The 20,270-nt window shown below is 71.3% G+C and carries 14 protein-coding genes; 5 read left to right on the forward strand and 9 right to left on the reverse strand.

Annotated elements, in window-relative coordinates; translation table 11 throughout:
- Positions 1 to 433 precede the first annotated feature (433 nt).
- Positions 434 to 1,186 (reverse strand): SDR family oxidoreductase, encoded by a 753-nt coding sequence (locus tag BLV01_RS15015; RefSeq protein WP_091801177.1) that lies wholly within the window; start codon positions 1,184 to 1,186, stop codon positions 434 to 436.
- Between the two features lie 250 nt (positions 1,187 to 1,436).
- Between BLV01_RS15015 and BLV01_RS15020 the strand changes: the two genes are divergently transcribed.
- Positions 1,437 to 2,345, forward strand: a complete 909-nt coding sequence (locus BLV01_RS15020; protein ID WP_091801180.1) for a LysR family transcriptional regulator — start codon at positions 1,437 to 1,439, stop codon at positions 2,343 to 2,345.
- A gap of 24 nt (positions 2,346 to 2,369) precedes the next feature.
- Here BLV01_RS15020 and BLV01_RS15025 read toward each other — a convergent pair whose 3' ends face one another.
- Complete coding sequence (locus tag BLV01_RS15025; RefSeq protein ID WP_091801183.1) at positions 2,370 to 3,311, reverse strand: LysR family transcriptional regulator; 942 nt, start codon at positions 3,309 to 3,311, stop codon at positions 2,370 to 2,372.
- 152 nt (positions 3,312 to 3,463) lie between these two features.
- Between BLV01_RS15025 and BLV01_RS15030 the strand changes: the two genes are divergently transcribed.
- Complete coding sequence (locus tag BLV01_RS15030; protein ID WP_217633520.1) at positions 3,464 to 4,495, forward strand: alcohol dehydrogenase catalytic domain-containing protein; 1,032 nt, start codon at positions 3,464 to 3,466, stop codon at positions 4,493 to 4,495.
- Between the two features lie 72 nt (positions 4,496 to 4,567).
- Here BLV01_RS15030 and BLV01_RS15035 read toward each other — a convergent pair whose 3' ends face one another.
- Complete coding sequence (locus BLV01_RS15035) at positions 4,568 to 6,010, reverse strand: DUF1501 domain-containing protein (RefSeq protein ID WP_091801187.1); 1,443 nt, start codon at positions 6,008 to 6,010, stop codon at positions 4,568 to 4,570.
- A gap of 12 nt (positions 6,011 to 6,022) precedes the next feature.
- Positions 6,023 to 7,792, reverse strand: a complete 1,770-nt coding sequence (locus tag BLV01_RS15040; RefSeq protein ID WP_175485968.1) for a DUF1800 domain-containing protein — start codon at positions 7,790 to 7,792, stop codon at positions 6,023 to 6,025.
- 505 nt (positions 7,793 to 8,297) lie between these two features.
- Between BLV01_RS15040 and BLV01_RS15045 the strand changes: the two genes are divergently transcribed.
- The gene (locus BLV01_RS15045; RefSeq protein ID WP_091801193.1) at positions 8,298 to 11,072 is read left to right on the forward strand and encodes a TonB-dependent receptor plug domain-containing protein; all 2,775 of its coding nucleotides are present in this window, start codon (positions 8,298 to 8,300) and stop codon (positions 11,070 to 11,072) included.
- 137 nt (positions 11,073 to 11,209) lie between these two features.
- Here BLV01_RS15045 and BLV01_RS15050 read toward each other — a convergent pair whose 3' ends face one another.
- Entirely contained in the window at positions 11,210 to 11,638 is a 429-nt protein-coding gene (locus tag BLV01_RS15050; RefSeq protein ID WP_091801196.1) for a hypothetical protein, read from the reverse strand.
- A gap of 356 nt (positions 11,639 to 11,994) precedes the next feature.
- Here BLV01_RS15050 and BLV01_RS15055 point away from each other — a divergent pair, with 356 nt between their 5' ends.
- Positions 11,995 to 13,203, forward strand: coding sequence for an ATP-binding protein (locus BLV01_RS15055; protein ID WP_175485969.1), 1,209 nt, complete (start codon positions 11,995 to 11,997; stop codon positions 13,201 to 13,203).
- A 14-nt stretch (positions 13,204 to 13,217) separates the two neighbouring features.
- Positions 13,218 to 13,742, forward strand: coding sequence for a response regulator transcription factor (locus BLV01_RS15060; RefSeq protein ID WP_091801334.1), 525 nt, complete (start codon positions 13,218 to 13,220; stop codon positions 13,740 to 13,742).
- Here BLV01_RS15060 and BLV01_RS15065 read toward each other — a convergent pair.
- The 4 genes from BLV01_RS15065 to BLV01_RS15080 form a co-directional block, all read right to left on the reverse strand.
- Positions 13,723 to 14,862, reverse strand: coding sequence for a glycoside hydrolase family 99 protein (locus BLV01_RS15065; RefSeq protein ID WP_091801337.1), 1,140 nt, complete (start codon positions 14,860 to 14,862; stop codon positions 13,723 to 13,725). The two genes, BLV01_RS15060 and BLV01_RS15065, sit on opposite strands and share 20 nt — an antisense overlap.
- 132 nt (positions 14,863 to 14,994) lie before the next feature.
- Positions 14,995 to 15,258, reverse strand: coding sequence for a hypothetical protein (locus BLV01_RS15070; RefSeq protein WP_091801201.1), 264 nt, complete (start codon positions 15,256 to 15,258; stop codon positions 14,995 to 14,997).
- A 203-nt stretch (positions 15,259 to 15,461) separates the two neighbouring features.
- Entirely contained in the window at positions 15,462 to 18,611 is a 3,150-nt protein-coding gene (locus BLV01_RS15075) for an error-prone DNA polymerase (protein ID WP_305791404.1), read from the reverse strand.
- Positions 18,608 to 20,065 carry a Y-family DNA polymerase gene (locus BLV01_RS15080; protein ID WP_091801203.1) on the reverse strand — a complete coding sequence of 486 codons (1,458 nt, stop codon included), beginning with the start codon at positions 20,063 to 20,065 and terminating at the stop codon, positions 18,608 to 18,610. The genes BLV01_RS15075 and BLV01_RS15080 overlap by 4 nt, the downstream gene beginning before the upstream one ends.
- Positions 20,066 to 20,270 lie beyond the last annotated feature (205 nt).

Consider the following 20,270-nt stretch of genomic DNA (forward strand, 5'->3'; position numbering starts at 1 on the left):
GGGAAGGGACTTCAGGCCCGATGCTTTTCGGTCGGTTGGCGATGCGCTGGAACGAGAGCGTCGGGGCTGAAGCCCCTCCCACAGCCGCCGCGCTGCGATGGTTGGTTTCGGAGTTTTGGGGAAGGGCCTTCAGGCCCGATGCTTTTCGGTCGGTTGGCGATGCGGTGGAACAAGAGCGTCGGGGCTGAAGCCCCTCCCACAACCGCCGCGCTGCGATGGTTGGTTTCGGAATTTTTGTGGGAGGGCCTTCAGGCCCGATGCTTTTCGGTCGGTTGGCGATGCGCTGGAACGAGAGCGTCGGAGCTGAAGCCTCTCCCACAACAGCGCTGTAGTCGCTGCGGGTGTTTTTTGTGGGAGGGCCTTTCAGGCCCGACGCTTTCCGCTCAGGTCGCGGCGAACGGCACGACGCGCACCGGGCCCGAAGCGCTGCGGCTCAGAAGATGTAGCCGCCGTTGACCCGCAGCACCTGCGAGTTCACCCAGCCGCCGTCGCGGCCGAGCAGGAACGCCACCGCGGCGGCGATCTCTTCCGGCGTGCCCAGCCGCTCCAGCGGCGCCAGCGACTGGAAATGCGCGATCTGCTCGGGGGTCTTGCCGTTGAGGAACAGTTCGGTCGCCACCGGCCCCGGCGCGACCGCGTTGACGGTGATGCCGCGCCCGCGCAGTTCGTTGGCGAGCACGTGCACCAGGCCTTCGACGCCGGCCTTGGAGGCGATGTACGGGCCGTAGTTGGGGAACGCCTTGCCGATCACGCTGGTCGACAGGGCGACGATGCGGCCGCCCTCGCGCAGGTGTTCCGCGGCCAGTCCCAGCACGATGTAGCTGCCGCGCAGGTTGGTCGCGATCACCCGGTCGAACTCGGCGAGATCGCCGCCCTGCACCGGCACGTAGGGCATCACCCCGGCGCTGTTGACGACCGCGTCGAGGCGGCCGAACGCGGCCTGGGCGGTGGCGAACACGCGGCGCATGCCGTCGGCGTCGGCGACGTCGCCCTGCAGCGCGAGCGCGCGGCCGCCGGCGGATTCGATCTCGGCCACGACCGCGTCGGCGGCGGCGCCATTGCCGGCGTAGTTGACGGCGACGGCGAAGCCGTCGGCGGCCAGGCGCAGGGCGATGGCGCGGCCGATGCCGCGCGAGGCGCCGGTGACGAGCGCGGCCGGGGTGGGAAGGGCGGTCTGGGCGGACATGGACGGACTCCGGTGGGGGGGGGCGGGGCGGGGCGGTCGCCCCGGCGATGGCAGGCAGTCTGCGCGTTGGCTGTGGCTGGATAAATCGTGCGGAATTGGCAATACAATTCAATAATCGCCAACAATTGGGCGGCGAGTGCCGCCCACAATCCGCCAGGCCGGCCGACGCCACCCGACGCCGCCCGCGCCGCGCCCGGCCTGCGACCTGCGCCTGCCTGCCCACCCCTGCCGCCCCTCGCCAAAGCCCGCCATGGACCGCCTCGACACCCTGCGCCTGTTCGTCCGTATCGTCGAACTGGGCAGCTTCACCCGCGCCGCCGCGGTGCTGGACCTGCCGCGCGCCACCGCCACCCACGCGATCAAGCAACTCGAAGCGCGGCTCGGCGCGCGCCTGCTCGAACGCACCACCCGGCAGGTGCGGCCGACCCTGGACGGGCAGGCCTACTACGAGCGCTGCGTGCACGTGCTGGCCGAGCTCGACGACGCCGACGCGGCGCTGGCCCAGCTCGCCGGCGATCCGCACGGCACCTTGCGCGTCGACCTGCACGGCATCCACGCGGTCGGCATCGTGCTGCCGCGCATCGACGAGTTCCATGCGCGCTATCCGCGCATCGAACTGGCCATCAGCAGCGGCGACCGCCTGGTCGACCTGGTGCGCGAAGGCATCGACTGCGTGGTGCGTTCGGGCGTGCCGCGCGATTCCTCGCTGGTGGCGCGGCGCATCGCGACCATGCCCGAGGTGGTCTGCGCCAGCCCCGACTACCTGCAGCGCTACGGCGTGCCGCGCCATCCCGACGAACTGGCCGCGCACCGCGCGGTCGGTTTCTTCGCCAGCGACCGCGACCTGCGTTATCCGTTCGAGCTCAACGTCGACGGCGCGCTGCGCGAGTACCGGCTGGAGAGCTGGATCGACGTCAACGACGCCGCCTGCTACGCCGCTGCGGCGCTGCGCGGCTGCGGCCTGATCCAGTTGCCGCGCCACGGCGTGGAGCGTCATCTCGACGCAGGCCGGCTGGTCGAAGTGCTGGCCGATTACGCCAGCCCCGGCGTGCCGGCGTGGGCGATGTACCCGCAGCACCGGCAGCTGTCGCCGCGGGTGCGCGCGTTCGTGGACTGGGTGGCCGGCGTGTTCGCCGACAAGTTCGGCGCGCCGGGCTAGGCCGGCGTCCGCCGCCGCGCAGCCTCAGCGCGCGGCCGCGGCCTGCGCCGACCAGTGCTGGCGCTGCTCGCTCAGCGCGTCGATCAGCGCGCGCAGGCCGGAGGACACGTGGCGATGGCCGGGGTAGTACAGGCACAGCCCCGGAGAATCCGGGCACCAGTCCTCCAGCACCCGTTGCAGGCGGCCGTCGCGCAAGGCCTCGGCGGCGAGGTGGTCGGGGACGAAGGCGATGCCGATGCCGTCGATCGCCGCGTCGACCATCAGCGGTTGGTCGGTCAGGGTCAGCGGGCCGTCGACGTTGACCCGCTCGAGGATGCCGCGGCGCTCGAATTCCCAGCGATAGATCGCCCCGCTTTCGAAGCGGAAGCGGATGCAGTCGTGGCCGTGCAGATCCTGCGGGACCCGCGGGCGGCCGCGCGCGGCCAGGTAGGCCGGCGCGGCGATGGCGGCGAAGCGGACCCGGTCGAGCACGTTGACCGCGACCATGTCCTGGGCGACCGCCTCGGCCAGGCGGATGCCGGCGTCGAATCCGTCGGCGACGATGTCGCTGAGGCGGCCGTCGCTGACCAGGTCCAGGCGCACCTGCGGGTGCTCGCGCAGGAAGCGCGCGAGCAGCGGCTTGAGCACCAGCCGGATCGCGCCTTCGCTGGCGTTGATCCGGACCGTGCCGCTGGGCGTGCCGCGGCGTTCCTCGATCTCCCGCACCGCGTCCTCGATCGCGCCCATGGCCGGGCGCAGCCGCGCGAGCAGGCGCTCGCCGGCGTCGGTCAGCGCCATGCTGCGGGTGGTGCGGTTGAACAGGCGGATGCCCAGGCGCTGTTCCAGCGACTTGATCGAATGGCTGATCGCCGATGGGGTCAGGTCGAGTTCGGCCGCGGCGGCGCGGAAGCTGCGCTGGTTGGCCACGGCCAGGAACACGCTGTAGGCGGACAGGTCGCCGCCCTTTGATTGATGAGTGGATTTCATCTCGGCATCAAGGATTGGCGAGATTGTTTCGACAGTCAACGCTGCCTAGGCTGGACCCGCCTTGCGTTGCCGCTGCGCCGCGGCCGGTCCGGTTCCCGCTGGCCCGGCCGCGCGCCGCCGCGCGCGCCCATTCCAGCCTGCAGGAGCGAACCATGAAGATGAAAGCAGTCGTGATGACCGGCGCCGGCCGCCCGTGGCAAGTCCACGAAGTGCCGGTGCCCGCGGTCGAACCGGGGCAGGTGCTGGTGCGGGTGCACGCCTCGGGCATGTGCTACACCGACGTGTGGGCGACCCAGGGCTATGGCGGCGATATCTACCCGCAGACGCCGGGCCATGAAGTCGTCGGCGAGGTCGTCGAGGTCGGCGCCGGCGTGCGCAGCCGCCGGGTCGGCGACCGGGTCGGCACCACCTGGGTGCAATCGGCCTGCGGCCGCTGCCCCTATTGCCGCCAGAACCGCCCGTTGAGCGGGCAGACCGCGATGAACTGCGTCGAGCCGCGCACCACCGGCTTCGCCGCCCAGGGCGGGCACGCCGAGTACATCGCCATCGCCGCCGAGGGCACGGTGCTGTTGCCGGACGGATTGGCCTACACCGACGCCGCGCCGATGATGTGCGCCGGCTACACCACCTGGAGCGGCCTGCGCGACGCGCGGCCGCAGCCGCGCGAGCGCATCGCCGTGCTCGGCATCGGCGGGCTCGGGCATGTCGCGCTGCAGCTGTCCAGGGCGTGCGGCCACGACACCGTCGCGATCACCCATTCGGCCGACAAGCACGACTTGGCCCGGCAGCTGGGCGCGGACCACGTCGTCGCCGACGGCCGGCAGCTGCGCGAGATCGGCGGCGCCGACGTGCTGCTGGTGACCAGCAACGATTTCGCGTCGGCCCAGGAAGCGGTCGCCGGCTTGCGCGTGGACGGGCGCATCGTGCTGTGCGGGCTGGACTTCAGCCGGCCGTTCTCGATCTCGTCGGAAGGCGTGCCGTTCCACATGATGCGCCAGCGCGTCGTCGGCGCCACCCACGGCGGCCAGCGCTACCTGAGCGAGGTGCTGGAGCTGGCCGCGCAGGGCAAGGTCAAGCCGATCGTGGAGACCTTCGCGCTCGACCAAGCCAACGAAGCCTACGACCGGCTGGCCTCGGGACGGATGCGGTTTCGCGGCGTGTTCACGCCGTCGCAGCGCGGTTGAGGCGGGCGCGGGGACGTTGCGCGCGCGGCGCGCCCGGACGCAACGGCGCCGCGCGCGCCGCGCCGCCACGGCTCAGTCGACCAGTTCCTGCACGTAGCGCATCAGGCGTTCGAGCAGATCCGGCGCGTCCGGCTCCGCCGCGGGCGTCGCCGCCGCGCCGAAGCGGCGCGCGCCCGGCGCCGGTTTCGGCGCCGGCGCGAGCGCGCCGACGTCGCGCACGATCCCCATCGGCGCGTAGCCGCTGTAGCCGGGAAACACCGCGGCCAGGTCGCTGTTGCCCATGCGCTTGACCAGCAGCTCCGACAGCACCTGGCGATGGTCGGTGGTCACCGGCACGTCGCCGAAGTGCGGCGACAGGATTTCCGGGTCCAGCCCCGACCACGAGCCGTAGAAGCGCCGCCCGTTGACCGCGCCGCCGAGCACCAGCACCGGGTTGCCGTAGCCGTGGTCGGTGCCGCCGCTGGCGTTGGCGCGCACGCGCCGGCCGAATTCGGACTGCACCACCACGGTCACGCGGCCGGCGTGGCCGCTGGCGTCGAGCGCGGCGTAGAACGCCGACAGCCCCTGCGACAGCTCGGCGATCTTGTTCTGGTAGTAGTGGTAGCCGCTGCCGGCGGTGCCCTGGCCGTCGTGGGTGTCCCAGCCGCCGAGGTCGAGGGTGGCGTAGCGCAGGCCCAGGCCGAACTGGATCGACTGGGCGATGGTCCACAACTGCTGCGCGAACGTCGTGGTCGGCCAGCCGGCCGGCACCGCGCTGTAGCTCTGGGTGGCGATCACCCGCAGCGCGCTGTCGGCGCGCTGGCCGCCGAGTTCCAGCGGCGAACGGCCGGTCCACAGGCTGGCGAGGGTTTCGTTGACGCCGCGAAAGCCCGCCGGCGAGCCGCTGCGCGCGGTCTGCCACGACCACGCGCCGGCGTTGAGGGCGAAGTCGGACGGGCTGCCCATGGTCAGCGCCTGCACCGAGGACAGCAGCCCGGCCGGCTGGCGCGAGGCGACGCCGAGCGCCGGCAGCCGTTCGCTGCCGTCCATGCCCGGCTGGGTGTTCATCGCCCGCGCCATCCAGCCGCTGCCGATCCCCTGCGCGCCGGGCGTGCCCAGGTCGATGTAGAGCTGCGCGTCGAAGTGGCTGCGGGTGACGCTGGTCAGCAGGCCGCAGGCGTGGACGATGCCCATGCGCCCGGACACCCACAGGTCGCGCAGGCCGCTCGCCGACGGGTGCAGGCCGAAGCCGGTGCCGCCGCCGCTGGCCAGGGTCAGCGGCAACGCGGCGTAGGCGCCGGTCGCGGCGACCGCCAGGTTCGGCCGCGCCTGTTCGTAGAACGTGCGGTCGGCGCCGTCGATCGGCACCACCAGGTTGAGCCCGTCCAGGCCGCCGCGCAGGAACAGGTGGACGATGGTGTCGTGGCCGTTGGCGGCGGCCAGGGCAGGCGGGGCGAACAGCAGCGACGGGCCGGCGACCGCGGTCGCGGCGGCGGTGGCGCAGGTGCCCTTGAGGAAGTCGCGTCGGGTGGTCATGGCGGCACCTGCTCAGCGGGTGAGGAATTCGGGCGACATCAGGATCAGCGAGACCATGCTGCGCAGCCGATCCTGGTTGTAGTGGCGCTTGAGGTCGCTCGCGGCCCAGACGTTGTCGTCGGCGATGGCGTAGGTCGCCGGATCGCCGTTCTGGGCCATGAACGCGACCAGCACCTGTTTGCGCGCGGCGATGGGCTGGTAGCCGAGGATGCGCTGGCACCAGTAATCGACCAGCGCGTTGGCGGTCCAGGTGCCGACCTTGTTGCGGGTGGCGGCGAGGATCGGCGCCAGCGGCACGCCGTTGTCCTGGGTCTCGGTGAGCCAGTTGAGGATCTTCCAGGTCATCGCGTAGCTGCCCGAACCCGACCACGCTTCGCGCGTGTCGGGATAGCCGTTCGGCGCCGGCCAGTCGTACGGCGCGTGGCCGGTGAAGCCCATGCGCCAGGCGAATTCGTCGCTCTTGGCGTTGCCGGGCGCGAGCGTCCAGTCGCTGCCGAGCGCGCGCATCGCCGCGGCCACCGCTTCGAACGGACGCCGCGCCTTGGCCCCCCACACGTTGATGAAGGCGTCGGTGTTGAGGATGTGGCGCAGGGTCTTGGCGATCTGGTCCGGTGCTTGCCAGTTCTGCCGGAACACCGCCGCCGCGCTCGCCACCAGCGCCGGGTCGGGCGTGTCGGAGACGAAACGCCGGATCAGCTTCTTGCAGATGAAGCGCGCCACGCCGGGATGGCTGGCGAGGCGGTCGAGCACGTCGCGGCCGTCCTTCAGCGCCGGCTGTTCGGGATACAGCATGCGCCCGAGCAGGAACTTCGGCCCGGCGTCGTGCCAGGCCTGGCGATAGACGAAGCCGCCGTCGTTGTCGCTGGGGAACTGCCAGTGGCCGTTCTTGACCGACCAGCCGGTGAAGGCCGCGGCGGTCTCGTACACGTCGATGTCGGTGTAGCCGGCCGGGTAGTTGGGATCGTCGGCGTCCGGCGGCACCTGGAACGGGTCCATGAAGCCCAGGTAGTGCTCGGCGCCGAGCGTGTGCAGCTCCAGCAACTCGCGGGCGAAGTTCTCGTTCGGGCCGGCGCGGGTGTTGGCGGCGTTGTCGAGGTAGAAGAGCATCGACGTGCTCTTGGCCACTTCCTCGAGCATCGTGCGGAAGTTGCCGAACGCATGCGGGCGCAGCACGTCGCGCTGGTAATGCACGAACACCGGGCCGGCATCGAAGTCGCCGACGGTGACGTTGAAGTGGTCGTGCCAGAAATTGACCGTCGCCTCGCGCAGCTGGCGCTTGGAGTGGACCGCGCGCACCAGCGCGCCGCGCTGCGCTTCCCAGGCCGGGCGCATGCGGATCTCGTAGGCGGGGTTGGGCTTGACGTGGTCTTCCCACAGCTGGGTCAGCGACTTGCCCAGGGTGGTATAGCCGGCCGCGGCCAGGCGCGCGTCGAGCGCGCTGTCGTCGATGTTGGCCCAATCGAGCTGCCAGTCGATCCAGTTGGCCAGGCGCTGCGCGCCGGTGCTGCCGAGCGCGTTGAACTCGGCCATCGACTGGGCGGTGGCGCCGTAGCTGAGGTTGTTGAGCGCGCGCACCGCGAACGGCGCCTTCAGCAAGTCCTTGGGAAACGCCGCGCCCGGCGCGGCCTGCACGTCCGGCGCCGCGGCGAAGGCTGCGGCGGACGCGCCGGCGAGTTTCGCGCGCGCGGCCCTGGACGGCGCGGCGCGGCCGAGCGCGCCGTAGCGTTGCAGCAGGTGGCGGCGCAGCGCGTCGCGCTCGGAACTCGACAACGGGCTGGACATGGCGCACTCCGGTTGGGCTGGCGTCGACGCGGCGTGACGACGGCGGGCGAACGGGGGCGCGAGCTTAAGGGCGCGGGCAAGTCGCAAAGCCTTGGCTGCGTCACAGAACGCCATGAATGCGAATGCGCGCCGTCACTGTTTGCGCGCGGCTCTCGTTGGCTCGCCGCGCAGGCGCGCAATGCTTGGCGGCTCGCGCGTGACGCACTGCACGCGCGCTGCGCTTAGCCGGTGTCGTCGTGTGCGTGCGGTTTGCCGCGTTTGCTGTTTCGAGCCGGTCGCGACGCGGATCGCGCGCGTTCGCGAAGCGTGCGTGAGGACACAAGCGCGCTGCGGCGCACGCGGCAGACTAATCACCGCACACGCAAATTCCGTGGCGACATAAGCAGATGCACGGGCTTCATTTCTGCATATGTTGCGCAGCAACAAAGATGCTTCATCGCTTCGGCGCGCATAAGGGGATTCCACCAGCGCATGCCGGGCTTCCATCCGCAGAGGACCACTCTCCATGCAAGCCGCGTTCCGGCCGCAGCGCCGTCCGCTGTCCGTTTTCCTGGCGCTGGCGCTGTCGGCGCTGGCCGCACCCGCCGTCGCCGCCGATGCCGCCGCCGAAGCCCAGGCCGACGCGCCGCAGGCCGATCGTCCGGCCACCACCCTCGACCAGGTCGTCGTCACCGGCTCGCGCATCCCGCGCGCGAGCCTGGAAGGGCCGTCGCCGGTCACCGTGATCAGCGCCGAGCAGATCGACAAGCAAGGCTTCCGCAGCGCTTTCGACGCGCTCGCCGCGCTGAGCCAGAACACCGGCGTAGTCCAGGGCGAGGACTTCGGCAACACCTTCACCCCGGCCGCCAACGTCATCAACCTGCGCGGCCTCGGCCCCAACCACACCCTGGTGCTGATCAACGGCCGCCGCCAGGCCGACTACCCGGTGGCCTACGAAGGCTCGGTCAACGTCGTCAACCTGGCCAACATCCCCAGCGCGCTGATCGAGCGCATCGAAGTGCTCGGCGGCGGCGCCTCGGCGGTGTACGGCTCCGACGCGGTCGCCGGCGTGGTCAACTTCATCCTCAAGAAGAAGTTCGACGGCACCCAGGTCAACGTGCGCGCCGGCGGCACCGAGCACGGCGGCGGCCAGAACCAGCGCCTGCAGGTGGTCAGCGGTTATTCCAACGACCGCTTCGACGCGGTCTACGGCGTCGAGCTTTCGCACCGCCAGGCGATCTGGGGCGACCAGCGCGACTTCATGGATTCGCTGCTCGACAACCCGACCGGCGATCCGATCAACCCGACCCAGGTCGGCTTCCGCCGCAACGCCGGCACCAACGGCTTCATCGACCCGGGCGCGGCCTGCGGCGGTTTGTCCGGCCTGTACCACGGCTCCACCGTGCGCGCCAACAACCCGCGCCAGGGCTGGTACTGCGGCAGCAACGAGGCCGCGCCGGCGTTCTGGACCCTGCAGACGCAGAAGAAGAACGCCGACGCCTACGGCCTGCTGACCTGGCACCTGAGCGAGCGCACCGAGCTGTTCGCCGACGTGCAGCTGGGCATCGCCAGCATCGAGAACAACACCCGCGCGCCGAGCTGGACCTCGGACAACAACTACTTCCTCAACCAGGCCAGCGGCCTCAACGAGATCTGGTACCGGCGCATCGCGCCGGAGGAAATCGGCTCGGCCCACGCCAACAACAACCGCTTCCTGGAGCGCTCCTGGGCGTTCTCGGTCGGCGCGCGCGGCGCGCTGGGCGACAGCGACTGGAACTACGAACTGGCCTACAACCACGGCCGCAACGAGAACCGGACCAAGCGCCGCCAGTTCCTGGCCGGCATCAACGAGTTCTTCCTCGGCCCGCGCCTGGGCACCACCGCGGCCGGGATCGGCATCTACAACCCCGATCCGTCGCGCCTGTACACCGCGCTGACGCCGGCCGACTACCAGCGCCTGACCGGCTTCTACGAGGGCGTCAACGCCGCCTGGATCCAGAACCTGAGCTTCAGCGTCAACGGCAACCTGTTCGACCTGCCGGCCGGCACGGTCGGCTTCGCCGGGGTGATCGAGGCCGGCACCCAGGGCTACAGCAACCGTCCCGATCCGCGCCTGGGCGACGGCACGTTCTGGAACACCAGCGCCGGCTCGCGCTCCAGCGGCGACCGCGACCGCTACGCGATCGGCGCCGAGCTCAGCATCCCGATCTTCAGCACGCTGACCGCCTCGGCCGCGGCGCGCTACGACGAGTTCCGCTTCGCCGGGCGCAAGTCGGGCAAGGCCACCTGGAACGCCGGCCTGGAGTACCGCCCGACCGACAGCCTGCTGGTGCGCGCCACCGCCGCGACCAGCTTCCGCGCGCCGGACATGAACTACATCTTCGCCGCCGAGACCCGCGGCTATAACCCGGGCATGACCGACTACTGGCGCTGCCGCACCGCCGGCCAGGCCTACGACGACTGCGATTTCTCCGGCCTGGCGATCGACTACACCAGCAACGGCAACACCGGGCTGAAGCCGGAGAACGGCAAGTCCTACGGCGTCGGCGTGGTCTGGTCGCCGTCGCAGAACTTCGACCTGTCGGTGGACTACTACTCGATCCGGCTGGAGGACGAGGTCACCAACCTCAGCAGCAGCCGGATCCTGCGCGAGGAGGCCGACTGCCGCCTCGGCCAGACCCTCGGCGGCGAGCCGCGCGACATCAATTCGGCCAATTGCCGCGAAGTGCTGAGCCGGGTGATCCGCAACCCCTCCAACGCGCCGGTGCAGCCCGACCAGGTGCGCCGGGTGCTGGTCAACGCGATCAACGCCGCGTCCGAGCGCACCGACGGCGTCGACGTCAAGGGCAACCTGCGCTGGAGCGCGGGCCGCTTCGGCGACTTCGCGGCCAACGTCGCCTACACCCTGGTGATCAAGCACGACTACCAGCAGTTCGCCGACGACCCGCGCATCGACCTGCGCAACACCCTCGACCCGCTGGAAGCCGGCGACTGGCGCAGCAAGGTCAACACCGGCCTGAGCTGGACGCTCGGCGCGTGGACCACCAACCTCAGCGCCTACCGCTACGGCAGCCTGCCCAAGAGCGACGGCAGCGGCCGCTACGGCCCGTACACCAAGTACAACGGCAGCGTGTCGTACAAGTTCGGCGACCGCTCCACGCTGTCGCTGATCGTCAACAACCTGCGCGATTCCGACCCGCCGCAGGACCGCAACAACGGCGGCTGGCCGTTCTATCCGGTCGGCAACTACGATCCGTACGGCCGCCAGTTCTGGCTCGAGTACGACGTGCGCTTCGACTGAGGCGTTCCCGCGGCCGCGCGCCGGGCCGATGCGGCCCGGCCTGCGCGCCGGCAGGCGACGGGAAAGGCGGGCCGTTCGGCCCGCTTTTCGCTTGTCCGGGACGGGGCGTGCGCCGCCGCTGCGGCGGCGCGGATGGCTCAGATCGGCCCGCCGATCGCCACGGTGCGGCCCAGCGTGGTCGCCACGCCGGTGGCCAGGTTGGTGTAGGTGACCGAGACGGTGTCGATCACGCCGCCGCCGGCGCCGCTTTGGTAGGTCACGTAGCAGCGGTTGGTCGTGCACGGCAGGACCATGCCGACGTCGTTGGTCCACACGTAGCTGTAATTGCCGGCCGGCAGGTTGCGCACCTCGAAGTCGGCGCGGTAGCTGCTGGACGGATAGAACGAAGTGCAGCGGCCGAACGGGCCGTTGCCCGGCTGGTCGTTGGGGCCGACGAAGCACCACAGCAGCGGATTGCTGCCGGGCTGGGCCTGGGCGGTGGCCGGCACCGCGAACGAGCCGGCCGCGGCCAGCGCCAGCATGCCGGTCAGCGCCGCGTTGGCCAGCGTTTGTCCGATCGATTTCATGAGATCCCTTCCTGTCTGACGCCAGTCCATTCCTGGCGGTCGCAGCTTAGGCCGCGGCGGCCGCGCGCGGGCCGGACTGTCGTTAGTGACAGGCGCGCCGCGCGCTGCGGGTCGCGGCGGCGCGCGCAATTGCGGCATCGGTCGGGTTCCGCGCCGCGTTGCAGCACGCGCCTGCGCGGGGCGCCGCGGCGGCTTGCCGCAGTCGGGTCGGCCGGGGCGGTGCGATAATCGGCTGTTGCGCGGTCGCCCGCTGCGGATCGCCGGTGCCGGATCGAATGTCGCCATTCGTCCGTCCCGGACCGCCATGGCGAGACCGTCCGCCGCGACACCGTCCGCTCCGCTGCCGAGGCCCGTCCGTGCTGCAACTGCTGATCTACCTGCGCTATCTGTCGGTGGCCGGCCAGATGCTCACCGTGGTGTTCGTCGCCCAGCGCCTGAACCTGCCGATCCCGGCGCGCGCGCTGCTGTCGATCTCGGCCGGGCTGCTGCTGTTCAACGTGCTCAGCCACTGGTGGTGGCTGGCCCACCGCGAAGCCGGCCCGCGCGCGCTGGCGCTGCAGCTGCTGGTGGACCTGCTGGCGCTGACCGCGCTGCTGTATTTCTCCGGCGGCCCGGCCAACCCCTTCGTCTCGCTGTACCTGGTGCCGGTGGCGCTGGCGGCGATCGGCCTGGACATCGCGCCGATGCTGGGCCTGACCGTGCTCACCGCGGCGCTCTACACCTGGCTGATGGGCCACCACGTCGAGCTGCCGCACCTGCACGGCAGCGACTTCCAGCTGCACGTCACCGGCATGTGGGTCAACTTCCTGCTCTCGGCCGGGATCATGGCGGTGGTGCTGAGCCGGTTCATGACCATCGTGCGCGAACAGCGGCGCAGCCTGTCGGAGGCGCGCGAACGCGCGATCCGCGACGAATCGCTGTCGGCGCTGGGCTCGCTCGCGGCCGGCACCGCGCACGAGCTCAACACGCCGCTGGCGACGATGGGCCTGCTGGTCGACGACTGGATGTCCGGCGAGCACCCGCCGCCGCGCGAGGACCTGGAACTGCTGCGCTCGCAGCTCGCGCATTGCCGCGACCACGTGCGCGCGCTGGCCGAGATGGCGCGCCGCGGCGCCGCCGGCGAGAGTTCGGTCGAGCCCGGCGACGGCTTCGTCCACGCCTGCGTCGACCGCTGGCGGCTGTTGCGCCCCAACGCCACCGCGCGCTTCCGCGGCGGCGCGGCCGGACGCCGGGTGCGGGTCGATCCGGGTATGCAGCAAGCGCTGATCAACCTGATCAACAACGCCGCCGACGCCAACGCCGCGGCCGGCATCGACGAGCCGGTCGAAGTCGAGACCGGCTTGCGCGAGGGGCGGTTCAACATCGCCATCCGCGACCGCGGCGCGGGCCCGGCGCGGATCGCGCGGCCGCGCCGCGACCACGAAGGCAGCGGCCTGGGCATCGGCCTGCTGATCTCGAAATCGAGCATCGAGCGCAGCCGCGGCACGGTCAGGCAGGGCGAGCGCGACGGCGGCGGCTGCGTCACCGAAGTGGAATTGCCGCTGGTCGCGGAGGGCGCGGCGTGAGCCTGCCCGCGCGCATGCTGCTGATCGACGACGACCTGGCGTTCTGCCAGGTGCTGGCGCGGATGCTGGCGCGGCGCGGGATCGAGACGCAGGCGCGCCACGACGCGGCCAGCGCGCTGGCCGCGCTGGAGACGTTCGCGCCGGAGGGCATCGTGCTCGACCTCAAGCTCGGCGCCGACAACGGCCTGCTGATGATCGGCGAGCTGCGCCGGCGCTGCCCGCAGGCGCGCATCGTCCTGGCCACCGGCTACGCCAGCATCGCCACCGCGGTCGACGCGATGCGCCGCGGCGCCTGGAACTACCTGCCCAAGCCGTTCGACATCGACGCCCTGGCGCAGGCGTTCGAAGCCCCGGGCGAGGACGCCGCGCCGCCGCCGCAGGCGCCGGTGTCGCTGCGCCGGCAGGGTTGGGAGCACATGCAGCGGGTGCTGGCCGAATGCGGCGGCAACGTCTCGCAGGCCGCGCGCGTGCTCGGCGTGGACCGGCGCACGCTGCAGCGCAAGCTGGCCAAGCGGCCGGTCAAGGAACGGCCGCAGTAGCCGCCGGCGGCGCGGACGCGCGGCCCGTCGCGGCCGGTTTGTAGCGCTTGAGCCAGTACCCGGTGCGCTTGAGGTAGTAGTCCGGCGCGCGCGGCGCGTAGTCCAGGTAATCGAACGCGCGGTGGCGGAACGTCGTCGCCGGCTCGATCTGGGTGCCCTCGTGCCATTCGTTGAACGAGGTGATGCCGATGAACGGCGCGCCGCTGTCGATGGCGGCGCGGAACATCGCGTCGTAGTAGCGGCCGCCGTCGCGGTCCTTGCTGTTCTTCGCGTTCCACGGCCGCACCCGGGTGTCGATGTAGCCCGGCCCGACCGAAGGCACGAACAGCTTGCCGCGCTCGCGCGCCCAGCGCTGCAACGCCGGCCAGTGCTCGGGCGTGGCGCCGTAGCTGAAGCCGCGGCTGGCGAAGTAGGTATAGAAACCGTCGAAGCCGGACTGTTCGAAGAACGCGTGTTCGTCGGCGCCGACCCACAGGCCGAGCACGTCGGCGTCGTGCTCGCTGCCGCGGATCGTGTCGGCGCCGCCGGGCGCGAGCACCCGCGCCCAGTCGGCGGCGGGGATCACGTAGGAGTCGTAGACGAAGAACAGCGGCCGGCGCGTGCGCGGATCGCGGTAGAAGGCCGGATGCGCGCCGAAGCGCTGCACGATCTCGCGGATCGAATCGCGCGCGGCCAGCGCGGTCGTGCGCGCCCGCGGCTCGATCTGGAAGCAGATTTTCAGGCCGTGGCGGCGGGCCGCGTCGAGCAGCAGCGGCACGCTGCGGAAGCTGGGGTCGTCGCTGCCGAGCCAGGTCACCGCGAGGATGCCGATGCGTGCGGAGGCCGCCATCGCCAGGTGCCGGTCGATCGTCGCCGGGTCGGCGCTGCTGTATTCGCCCAGTTGCGGATAGAAGTTGGCGGCGATGTCGCCGCCGGCCGGGATGCGCTTGCGGACGGTGTCGCGGTCGTTCTGCGGCAGCACGTCGTGGGCCCAGTGCAGCGGCGCGCCGTCGAGCTGCGGGCTGCCGTACCAGTTGTAGTAGAACGCGATCGCGCGCGGGTTGGGCGGCGGTGCGGCGATGCACAGCAGCGGCAGGCACAACAGCAGCACGAAGGCGGACAGGCGCGCGGAAGGGTTCATCGGCATGGACGTTGCGGCGACGCAGCGAGCCTAGCCGATCGCGGCCGCCACGAAAAAGCCCCGCAGCGCGCTGCGGGGCTTTCGCGGGTTTTGGACGTCATCGCGCTTTTTGCGCGCGAGCGCGCCGTGCGCTTACGGAATGTCGCATTGCATGGTGGCGTCCACGTAATGCTGGCCGTTGGTCAGGGGTTTGTCGAAGGTGACCTTGAACGAACCTTCCACGACCTTGCCGTTGCGCGAGTGGCAGGCCTCTTCCAGGTTCTTCTTGGCCTTGGCCTCGGCGTCGGCCTTGGTCGCGCCGTAGCCGGTGTTGGTGAGGTTGCCGACTTCGGCGAGCGCGGGGGCGCTGGCGAGGACGAGGGCGGCGGCGAGCGCGAGGCAGGGGAACGTCTTCATGAACTCGGGTCCTTGTGTTCGTTGCGTTCGCGCATCCTAGCCGCGGCGAATCGAGGCGAGGTTAAATTCAAGTGAGTGCGGAAAATCCAATTCAGCGTCGCAAGTCTTAAGAGTGCCAAGGCTTGGCTAAAACATGCGTGATCGACGCGGCGCGGCCGACGCGGGCGCTGCGCGGCATTCGCGCCGCGCGCGCCGGCGGCGGCTCAGTGGAAGTCGCGCGACTGCGTCGCCAGCGCGCCCAGCAGCGCAGTCAGGTCTTGCATGCGCGAGACCACGATGTGCTGCACGCCGTCGACGCGCTCGAGCTTGCCGTCGATGGCCATCAGCCGCGATTCCACCAGCACCCGCCGCTGGCGCTGGGCGAGATCGCGCCAGACCACCGCGTTGACCATGCCGTCCTCGTCTTCCAGGCTCAGGAAGGTCACCCCGCTGGCGGTTTCCGGATGCTGGCGCACCGTCACCAGCCCGGCGAAGCGCACGCGCTGGCCGTGCTCGACCTGCTTGAGCTGCGAAGAGCGCCGGCAACGCCGCGCATGCAGCGCGCTGCGCAGCAGCGCCAGCGGATGCGGGCCCAAGGTGGTGCCGAGCAGGTCGTAGTCGGCGCGCACGTCCTCGCCCGCGCTCGGCAGCGGCAGCGACACCTGCGCCTCGGCGCGGGCGACGCCGGCGAACAGCGGCAGCTGGGTATCGACGCCGGCCACCGCCCAGCGTGCGCGGTGGCGATGCCCGGCCAGCGCGCGCAATGCGCCGGCGTCGGCGAGCACGGCGCGCACGCGCGCGTCCAATCCCGCGCGTTCGCACAGGTCGTCGACGTCGCGCCACGGCGCCTGCGCGCGCGCGTCGCTGATGCGGTCGGCCGCGGCCTCGTCGAAACCGTTGACCAGGCGCAGGCCCATGCGGATCGCATGCGGATGCTTGCGTTCGCCGCGGCCGGGCAGGGCTTCGAGGGTGCAGTCCCAATCGCTGTAGCGCACGTCCACCGGCAGGATGGTCACGCCGTTGCGGCGCACGTCGTGGAGAATCTGGCCGTGGGTGTAGAAGCCCATCGGCATCGAGTTGATCAGGCCGCAGGCGAACGCGGCGGGGTGGTAGTGCTTGAGCCAGCAGCTGACGTAGGCCAGCAGGGCGAAGCTGGCGGCGTGCGATTCGGGAAAGCCGTAACTGCCGAAGCCCTTGATCTGTTCGAAGATGCGGTGGGCGAAGTCTTCGCTGTAGCCGTTCTTCATCATGCCGGCGAACAGTTTGTCGCGATGCGGCTCCAGGCCGCCATGGCGCTTCCAGGCGGCCATGCAGCGGCGCAGCTGGTCGGCTTCGCCGGCGGTGTAGTCCGCGGCGACCATCGCGATCTGCATGACCTGCTCCTGGAACAAGGGCACGCCGAAGGTGCGGTTGAGCACGGTCTCCAGCTCCTTCGACGGATACTCGATGGGCTCCAGGCCCTGCCGGCGGCGCAGGTAGGGATTGACCATGTCGCCCTGGATCGGCCCCGGCCGGACGATCGCGATCTCGATCACCAGGTCGTAGAACTTCCGCGGCCTCAGCCTGGGCAGCATCGACATCTGCGCCCGCGACTCGATCTGGAACACGCCGATGGTGTCCGCCGCGCAGATCATGTCGTAGACGTCGCTGTCGTCGGGCCGTTCCAGGATGGCGGGCATGTCCAGCCCCGCCAGCCCCTGCGCGCCGAGCAGCGCGAACACCTTGCGGATCGCCGTCAACATGCCCAGCGCCAGGCAGTCGACTTTCAGCAGCCCCATCGCATCGAGGTCGTCCTTGTCCCATTGCACGATGGTGCGCTCGTCCATCGCCGCGTTCTCCACCGGCACCAACGTGTGCAGCGGACGCTCGGACACGACGAAGCCGCCCGGATGTTGCGACAGGTGGCGCGGGAACGCCTCCCGCACCAGCACCAGGCTCAGGGCCAGAATGTGGCGCAACAGCGGCGAATCCGGGTCCATGCCGCGTTCGCGGATGTGTTCGGCCAGCGGCACGTCCTCGCTCCAGCGGTCGAGCGTGCGCGCCAACTCGCCGATCTGGTCCTGCGGCATGCCCAGGGCCGAGGCGACGTCGCGCACGGCGCTGCGGCCGCGGTAGCTGGTCGCCACTGCGGTCAGCGCGGCGCGTTCGCGGCCGTAGCGGTTGAATACGTATTGCAGCACTTCCTCGCGCCGCTCGTGTTCGAAATCGACGTCGATGTCGGGCGGCTCGTTGCGCTCGACCGACATGAAGCGTTCGAACAGCATGCCCATGCGGGTCGGGTCGATCTCGGTGATGCCCAAGGCGAAGCAGACGATGGAATTGGCCGCCGAGCCGCGGCCCTGGCACAGGATCTGCTGTTCGCGGGCGAAGCGGACGATGTCGTGGACGGTCAGGAAATAGGATTCGTAGTCGAGCCGGCCGATGATGCCGAGCTCGTGTTCGATCTGCCGCTGCGAATCCGCCGGCACGCCGCGCGGCCAGCGCTTGGCCGCGCCTTGCGCGACCAGCCGGGGCAGCCAGCTCTTCGGCGTCTCGCCGGCCGGCACCAGTTCGTGCGGGTATTGGTAATCGATGCCGCGTTTGAGATCGAAGCCCGAGCACCGCTGGGCGATGGACAGGGTCTGCGCCAGCAGCGGCGCCGGGTAGATCGCCGCCAGCGCGCGGCGGATGCGCAGGTGGCGCTCGCCGTTGGCGAACAGCTTGGCTCCGGCCTCGGCCACGGTGGTGCGGTGGCGCACCGCGGTCAGCACGTCCTGCAGCGGCCGGCGCGCGCGCTCGTGCATGTGCGCGTCGCCGGCGGCGACCGCGGCCAAGCCGTGGCGCCGCGCCAGCGCGGTCAGCGCGGCGAGCCGGGCGTCGTCGTCGGGGCCGCGGTGCAGCTCGACCGCCAGCCACAGGCGTTCGCCGAAGCGCGCGCGCAGCCAAACGGCGTGTTCCTCGTCGCGGGCGTCGCCGTCGGGAATCCACAGGGCCAGCAGGTGCGCGCTGCGCGATTCGAAGTCTTCGCCCAGGCTCAGGTATTCGCCTTTCGCCGCGCGTCGCCGCGCTTGGGTGATCAGCCCGCACAGGTCGGCGTAACCGGCGCTGTCGGCGACCAGCAGCACCAGCTTGGGGCCGTCGTGCACGCGGATCTCGCTGCCGACGATCAAGGCCACGCCGGTGCGCCGCGCCGCCTGCCAGGCGCGCACGATCCCGGCCAGGGTGCATTCGTCGGTGATCGCCAGCGCGCGGTAGCCCAGCGCGCTGGCGCGGTCGAACAATTCGTCGGCGGTGGACGCGCCGCGCTGGAAACTGAAAGCCGACAGACAATGCAGTTCGGCGTATTGCGGCAGCGCGCCGTCGGACCGCGGATCGCGGGCGGGCAGGGCGCTCACGCGAACCAGCCGTGCACGATCAGCGGGCCGTCGCCGCCGGCGTCGCGGTAGGCCCAGGCGCGTTGGCCGCGCGCGGTTTCGACCAGGTAGTAGTCGCGGCGCACGTCGTCCTGGTCCCACCAGCCCGATTCGATCCGCTCCGGGCCGGCGAGGATGCGCGCGACCGGGTCGCGCAGCGGTTCGGGCTCGGCCAGCAGCCAGCCCGGACGGGTCGGCGGCAGCGCTTGTGCGGGCGTCGCGATGGCTTTGCCGCGCGCGGTCGGCGCATCGCCGGTCACCGGCGTCCACGCGCGCTCGGGGCGGTGATCGGCGTGCGCGGCCAGCCCGTGCACGCGTTCGTCGCCGAGCCGCGCGCGCAGGCGTTCGCGCAGCTGCGCCCACGGCAGCGCCTGCTGCGGGCGCGGGTCGAACAGGTCGCGCGCGGCCGGCACGAACGGCGGCAGTTCCTCGGCGAGCAGGCGCAGCGCCACCACCGGCGCCGGCAGTTGCGCGTGCTGCAGGCGGCCGCGGGCGAGCTCGAACAGCATCGCCGCCTCGCGCTCGGGCGCGAGCAGGCCGACCGCGACTTCGCTGGGCGGGTGCTGCAATCGATGGCTGTGGCGCTCGTGTTCGAGCAGCAGCTTGAACCGGGCCACGCCGCCGTCGCGGCCGGACAGGTAGGCGGCGAGATCGGCGGTGAGGCGGCGCAGCGGGAACAGCAGCGCCTGGCTGGATTCGGCTTCGTGGCCGAGCTCGATGCGCGCGTCGAAGGCGTCGGGCGGCTGGTAGAACGTCAGCGGCGGTTCGGTCGCGCCGCGCAGCGCGTCCAGGCGCAGCAGCAGGTCGGGGCCGAAGCGCCGCGCCAGCGGCGCGCGCGGCAAGGCGAACACCGCGCCGAGCTTGCGCAGGCCCATGCGTTGCAGCGCCTGCACCGCGGCCGGGTCGAGGCCGCTGCGTTCGATCGGCATCTTCGCCAGCGCCGGCAGCAGCAGGTCGTCGTCGAAAAACAAGCCTTCGCCGATGTTGGTCAGCGCGCGCGCGGCGAAGGGATTGGGCGCGGCGGCCATGCGGTGGCGGAAACCCAGTTCGCGCAGTTCCGCGTCCAGGCGCTGGCGCAGCTGCGGCCAGGCGCCGAACAGGCGGCGGCTGCCGGCGATCTCCAGCACCAGGGCGTGGGCGAAGTCGGTGCTGACCTGCGAGCTGTAGCGATAGGCCCAGGCGGCCAGCAGCTGGCGCGCGCGTTCGGCCGCCTGCGGGTCGTATTCGGCGGTGCGCACGCCGTCGGCGATGGCCTGCGCGGCGACCAGCGACAGCCCCGGCCGCAGTCCCAGCGCGCGCGCGGCGGCGTTGACCGAATGCAGGCGGCGGCGCGCGTGCGGGCCTTCGACCAGGGCCAGCGGCTGGTCCGGGTTCGGGTGTTGGCGCAGGACCACGTCCATCGCCAGTTGCGGCAGCAGCAGGCAGGCCCAGCGCATGGCGGCGTCAGCGCTGCGGCGCGGGCGGGGTTTGCGGCGGCGCAGAGGAAAGCGTCGGGACTGAAGTTCCTCCCACAAGGGCAGCAGTCGCAGAAGCGATCGACGTTGTTGTGGGAGGGACTTCAGTGCCGACGCGGCTGGCTCCGGCGATGGACTGGACCGACCGCAACTGCGGCCGCAGGCGGATCACCTCGGCGCCGCGCTC

This window comes from Lysobacter sp. yr284, assembly GCF_900107375.1.
Lineage (GTDB): Bacteria > Pseudomonadota > Gammaproteobacteria > Xanthomonadales > Xanthomonadaceae > Lysobacter.